The sequence below is a fragment of the Paraburkholderia sp. genome (assembly GCF_049581445.1).
In the GTDB taxonomy this organism is placed as follows: domain Bacteria; phylum Pseudomonadota; class Gammaproteobacteria; order Burkholderiales; family Burkholderiaceae; genus Paraburkholderia.
The window spans coordinates 1-1,848 of the sequence record NZ_JBAURZ010000375.1; the positions used below are offsets into that span (position 1 = coordinate 1).

The window sequence follows — 1,848 nt, forward strand, 5'->3', positions numbered from 1 at the left end:
GCCATCGCTCGCAGCGCGACGGCAACGCGCGCACCGGTTGCAGCATCGGCTCCGCGTACGTCGGCTGCGCCCGTTCAGGCACAAACTGCCGCTGCAACATCGAATGCAACGGCCAGGACATCGAAACACGAAGCACCCCGCGCGCCAGCGCCGACGCGTACCGAACCCATGCTCAGACCGAAGAGCACCGCAGGCACAACCGAGCCCGCCGGGACCGCGACAGCGCGCCCGACGGCAGGCGCGTCCGCTGCTGGCTCCGATGCGGACTGGGAAACGTTTTAACACTTGATCATGGCAACGCGCGCACAGCAGCACCCCGACAGGGCGGAGCCGGCCAGAACCGGCGAGCAGGGACGCGACTTCGAGTTCACCTCGGCGGATTTCGCGCGCATTCGCGATCTGATTCACCGTGGCGCCGGCATTTCGCTGTCGGACCACAAGCGCGACATGGCGTATAGCCGACTCGCACGGCGCTTGCGCGCGCGCGGCCTCGAGAGTTTCAAGCAATACCTCGATCTGCTCGAATCGGAAAACGATCCGGCCGAGTGGGAGGCGTTCACCAATGCGCTCACCACCAACCTGACCGCGTTCTTCCGCGAGGCGCACCACTTTCCGCTACTGGCCGACTTCGTGGCAAAGCGTCAACAGCCGGTGTCGGTGTGGTGCTCGGCGGCATCGACTGGCGAAGAGCCGTATTCGATCGCGATGACGCTGATCGAAGCGCTCGGCGAAAGCGCCGCGCGCCAGGCCACTGTGCTCGCCACTGACATCGACACCCAGGTGCTCGCCAAGGGCGAAACCGGGATGTACCAGTTCGACCAGGTGAAGCATCTGTCGCCCGAACGCCTGAAGCGTTTCTTCCTGAAGGGCACCGGCGCGCACGCGGGGATGGTGAAGGTGCGCCCCGAACTGCGCGCGATGGTCCGCTTCCAGCAACTGAACCTGACCGACCGCGATTACGGCTTGCGCTCGCAGTTCGACGCGATTTTCTGCCGCAACGTGATGATCTATTTCGACAAGCCGACCCAGGCGCAGGTGCTGTCGCGCTTCGACCCGCTGACAAAGCCTGGCGGCCTGCTGTTTGCCGGTCACTCGGAGAACTTCACTTACGTTACGCAGGCATTCCGGCTGCGCGGCCAGACAGTCTATGAACTGACGCGCGACGGGGCATCTGCCCGCAGCGCGCAGCGCGGCCTGCCTCAACCGGCACACACGTCGACTAGCGGGGTGAGCGTATGAGCAGCAGCCTGCCAATCGCAACCAATCTGTACTTCGACAATCACTTCAATCGCCCCGGCGTGAAGTTGTTGCCGAACGAGTTTTATACGACCCACGAGGACATGGTGCTCGTCACCGTGCTCGGTTCGTGTGTGGCGGCCTGTATTCAGGACCGCACCGCGGGCATCGGCGGCATGAATCACTTCATGCTGCCGGACGACGGCGCCGACGTCGGCCAGGCTGCATCGGAGTCGATGCGCTACGGCGCCTACGCGATGGAAGTCCTGATCAATGAACTCATCAAGGCGGGCGGCCGCCGTGAGCGCTTCGAGGCCAAGGTGTTCGGCGGCGGGGCGGTACTGGCCGGTATGACGACGATGAACATCGGCGACCGCAATTCCGAGTTCGTGCGCCGCTATCTGGCGCTGGAAAAGATCCGCATCACCGCCGAGGACCTGCAGGGCAACCATCCGCGCAAAGTGGCCTTCATGCCGCACACGGGCCAGGTCATGGTGAAGAAACTGCGCCTGCAACAGGAAGCCGGCGTAGCCGAACGCGAACACGCGCTGGCGCGGCAGACTGCCGAAGCTCGCGCCGAGCGGCTCGCGCGCGCGCGCGAACGGGTTGAGC

General features: G+C 64.8%; 2 protein-coding genes. Both read left to right on the top strand.

Annotation, left to right across the window (positions count from 1 at the left end):
- Window positions 1-288: 288 nt before the first annotated feature.
- Entirely contained in the window at window positions 289-1,239 is a 951-nt protein-coding gene (locus tag WCA85_RS32270; protein ID WP_424069315.1) for a CheR family methyltransferase, read from the top strand.
- Window positions 1,236-1,848 (top strand): chemoreceptor glutamine deamidase CheD (gene cheD / locus WCA85_RS32275; protein ID WP_424069313.1); only part of this gene is annotated, 613 nt, incomplete at its 3' end. The genes WCA85_RS32270 and cheD, both read left to right, overlap by 4 nt.